Origin of the sequence: Schinkia azotoformans (assembly GCF_035811335.1) — a bacterium.
In the GTDB taxonomy this organism is placed as follows: domain Bacteria; phylum Bacillota; class Bacilli; order Bacillales; family Bacillaceae_J; genus Schinkia; species Schinkia azotoformans.
Map to the genome: position 1 here is coordinate 1 of NZ_JARSMD010000058.1, position 4,203 is coordinate 4,203.

A 4,203-nucleotide genomic window follows, 5' to 3' on the forward strand; every position below is an offset into this window, starting at 1 on the left:
TGGTTAATCAACACTCGTGATGTAATAACTCCTGTTCGTACATCTTCTTTATTTGGCAGGCCTAAATGTTCCTTCGGAGTAACATAACAAAGCATAGCAGTCCCATACCATCCGATCATCGCAGCACCAATGGCTGATGTAATATGGTCATAACCAGGTGCAATATCTGTTGTTAGTGGACCAAGTGTATAGAATGGGGCCTCTTGGCACACTTCTAATTGCTTATCCATATTTTCTTTAATCAAATGCATTGGCACATGACCTGGACCTTCAACCATCACTTGAACATCATGCTTCCATGCTATTTTTGTGAGTTCCCCTAATGTCTCTAACTCAGCAAATTGGGCCTCATCATTTGCATCGGCAATTGATCCAGGACGTAGACCATCACCTAATGAAAAGGCAACATCATACGTTTTCATAATTTCACAGATTTCTTCAAAATGGGTATATAAGAAGTTTTCTTGGTGATGGTATAAGCACCACTGGGCCATAATGGAACCACCGCGGGAAACAATACCTGTTACACGGTTCGCAGTTAGCGGGATGTAACGTAAAAGCACGCCTGCATGAATAGTAAAATAATCGACACCCTGTTCTGCTTGCTCAATTAATGTATCGCGATAAATTTCCCAAGTAAGATCTTCTGCAATTCCATTCACTTTTTCTAAAGCCTGATAAATCGGTACAGTACCAACAGGTACAGCAGAATTGCGAATAATCCATTCTCTTGTCGTATGAATATTTTTACCTGTTGAAAGGTCCATAATAGTGTCTGCTCCCCATCGTGTTGCCCATGTCATTTTTTCAACCTCTTCTTCAATGGAGGACGTTACAGCTGAGTTTCCCATATTCGCATTAATTTTCACATGAAAATTTCGCCCGATGATCATCGGCTCTATTTCCGGATGGTTTATATTAGACGGTATAATGGCCCGACCTTTTGCCACCTCATCACGAATAAATTCTGGTTTCATATTTTCTCTGATTGCGATAAATTCCATTTCTAGTGTGATTATTCCTTTTCTGGCATAATGAAGCTGTGTAACACTTTTTCCTTTTTTCGCACGCAGCGGTTTACGTTTTAATCCTGGGAATACGGCCTGATTAGCCCTCGGATCATTTTTAACTTGAAAACCGTTATCTTCAGGCTTTATTTTTCGTCCTTCGTATTCCTCCACATCGCCCCGTTCTTGAATCCATGGACTCCTTAGCACTGGAAGGCCTTTAGATAAATCAACAGTATAATCAGGGTCAGTATAAGGACCACTTGTATCATACACTCTTACCGGTGAATTTTCTTGTTTACCAAATGTGCCGGTTGTCGAGCTTAATTCGATTTCACGCATAGGCACTTTAAGATCCGGCCTTGATCCAGTCACATAAACCTTTTTACTTCCTGGAAAGCTTGACATAATGGAAATACTTTTTTCATTTAATGAGGATGTTGACATGGTTTAAATCTCTCCCTTTTTATCAAATGCGCCTTGGCGTATTTGTGCCCGGATTTTTTCGAGCTTGCTCGAAAAACTACCTCTGAAAATCCGTGGCATCCGCCGGAGGCTTTAACTTTATTCAGATAGAATTTGAACCCCCACTGAATTTAGTACTAGTTTGCATTCATCTCAGCATCTGTGTTAGTGAGGGATTCTACTGAATAAAGTTAATAAATGGCGGACGAGATCTAGAGCAAAACAGGTAGATGGTTAACACCAAAGGAGAAAACACAGAAAAAGCCGGATCCAATCAATGAAAGGATGGACCCGGCTTTATATGTATTAAAGGCATATAAAAAGAAGAAGTTAACTTCCCTACGCTGGTATGATCCAGATCAGGTCCAAAGGGTCAAGAAACTTCAACGCGGTTTCTTTCTCAGCCCAAGCTCATTGGACTCCCCTAGTTATTGCTATTAAATTTGAATTTAGTATACATGAATTTTCAAAAAAGGGAAAGGGATTTTTCAGAATTTTTTTATTTTGAAAAAATGAACACTGTTTTATTCTGTCCATCCCACTCAACTTCAGCTCCAAGTGATTCACTTACAAAACGAAGCGGTACCATTGTGTTGCCGTGAATTAACCTAGGTGCTACTGGAAGTGTTATAGATTTTCCGTTAATCGTTGCTTTATTGTTATTTAAAACAAGCGACATAGACGTGCTTCCTTTACTAGCAGTTATGGTTTGATTTTCCGGATGCCACTTAACTTCAGCACCAAGCTTTTCAAAAATTACTCTCATCGGAACGAGTGTTGCCCCGTTCATAACAGTTGGTGGTTGTTTAAAAGCTTGCCATTCCCCATCAATCAGGACATTTATTTTTCCTAAATCAGGGATTAATGAATCGAACTCGATTTCTTCCCCAAAATATTCTTTGCGCAATTTCGCTATTGTTTCTAATGATTGCTCGCGCTGCTTTAAAATCCCGTTCACTGTTTCATATTTTTGATTGAGGATGGCATCTTTTGAATCCCCTGCGATTTGTTGAATACTTTGTGTAGATTGACTTTTAACAGTTTGAATGGCTTGTCCTTCTTTTTGAAGCAATTCCTTCCATTGTTTGCCGGCTGCATCCTGGCTAATTTTTCCTCTATTATACTGGTTCATAATACTTAGTGTATAGTTAATATTACTGCCATTCTTAAGCCTCGCCATCGGGCTGTTAAGATAATTTTCATTTACCGCATTTTTATAATGCATCATTGGGCTATTTAAATAATTTTCATTAACTGCGTTTTTATATTTCATCATCGGGCTGTTTAAATAGTTCTCATTTGTTGCATTTTTAAATTTCATCATTAAACTATTTAAATAGTTAGGATTGATACTGTTTGCATATTTCTGCATTGGGCTATTCAGGTAATTGGAATTTATTTTATTCTGATAATCTCTTAGCTTACTTGAATAGGAGGAATTCCCATCATATTGTGCTTGAATGCTTTCAAAATCCTTTTTTAATAATCCATCAAGATATTGAAGATCGGAATCGGTTTGGTTTGAAAACTTATCAAAAGAATTAAATTCGTCCTTTTGATAATCCTCATATTCTTTTAAGCTTGATTGTTGGAAAACCCTATATTCATTAAATATTTTCCCTTCATAAGAACTATACTCGTCGCTGATCTGTTTAATAAAATTTTGGTTTGCAGCAAACACTCCACTTGTTGTACATAATAAAATGACAGATGCGATAAGCCCACAAGTAAAAATCTTTGAAACTCTTATCATATCTACATCTCCTTATATTTTTTTATCCAGTCTATTTCCATTTTATCCTTTTTGCCAATATTTTGTAATAAGTAAAAAGAAATATTAAAAAAGCCCCAAAAAGTCGAAATCTCCACTTTTTAAGAGGCTAAACAAAAAGAATTTATTCAAATTTGAAACTTTCAATAATTTTAGGGATATCTTTCACCATTTCTTCATATCGTTTCAATTCATTATCTTCAAGTACTTGATCGAGTGGGGTATAGTATAGGTAAACGTCCCCGTTCTTTCGAGTAATTTCCTTCGCAGATCCTGTTGGACCCTCTGCTTGTGCCTTCTCCCACTCCTCTTCAGAAATAGTATTAATCCAGAAAAGAGATTGCTTGTAATCAGGATTTTGAGATGGAAAAATAAATTCTGTCATTCTTCCCGACTCGACGATATGAACATCGTTCCATGTAGATGGTAATTCTAACATCCAAGCATCTGTTTGATTAACATAGGTTCTAATTTCTTGGCTTGTTCCATTTTGTTCTTTATTCTCATCAGCGGATATTTGTTCGTTTTGATTTGTTTCAGGAGCTTTTGCCTCAGTAGTAGCATTCTCTTGTGCTGTACTACACCCAAATAAACCAAGACTCACAATCCCAAATATTGCAATACTTTTCCAATTGAACATAATTAATTTCTCCTTCATCATGAAATATTTTCCATTAATAAGACGAAGGAAAATCAGTTACGTTACAATATAAAACAAAAAAATTATAAAAAAAGAACAGCAACTCTGCTGTTCTTTTGTTCGCTTGGCAACGTCCTACTCTCACAGGGGGACAGCCCCCAACTACCATCGGCGCTGAAGAGCTTAACTTCCGTGTTCGGAATGGGAACGGGTGTGACCTCTTCGCTATCGTCACCAAACATTTTTTTGAATTGAAGGTTGTTCCTTCAAAACTAGATAATCTGCATTCATATTCACTATGTCCAGCTACAGCTCCCAGC

3 protein-coding genes, 1 rRNA gene and 1 riboswitch are annotated in these 4,203 nt (G+C 37.3%); all 4 genes read right to left on the reverse strand.

Features of this window, described 5'->3' with window-relative positions; genetic code table 11:
• The coding region (thiC, locus tag P9E47_RS22675) for a phosphomethylpyrimidine synthase ThiC (RefSeq protein WP_326165132.1) at positions 1-1,454 on the reverse strand (1,454 nt) is incomplete at its 3' end.
• 337 nt (positions 1,455-1,791) lie between these two features.
• Positions 1,792-1,908, reverse strand: a riboswitch (TPP riboswitch).
• 63 nt (positions 1,909-1,971) lie between these two features.
• Complete coding sequence (locus P9E47_RS22680) at positions 1,972-3,225, reverse strand: copper amine oxidase N-terminal domain-containing protein (protein ID WP_326165135.1); 1,254 nt, start codon at positions 3,223-3,225, stop codon at positions 1,972-1,974.
• Positions 3,226-3,367: 142 nt separating this feature from the next.
• The gene (locus tag P9E47_RS22685; RefSeq protein WP_326165138.1) at positions 3,368-3,883 is read right to left on the reverse strand and encodes a hypothetical protein; all 516 of its coding nucleotides are present in this window, start codon (positions 3,881-3,883) and stop codon (positions 3,368-3,370) included.
• Positions 3,884-4,005: 122 nt separating this feature from the next.
• A 5S ribosomal RNA gene (gene rrf / locus P9E47_RS22690) occupies positions 4,006-4,122 on the reverse strand.
• Positions 4,123-4,203 lie beyond the last annotated feature (81 nt).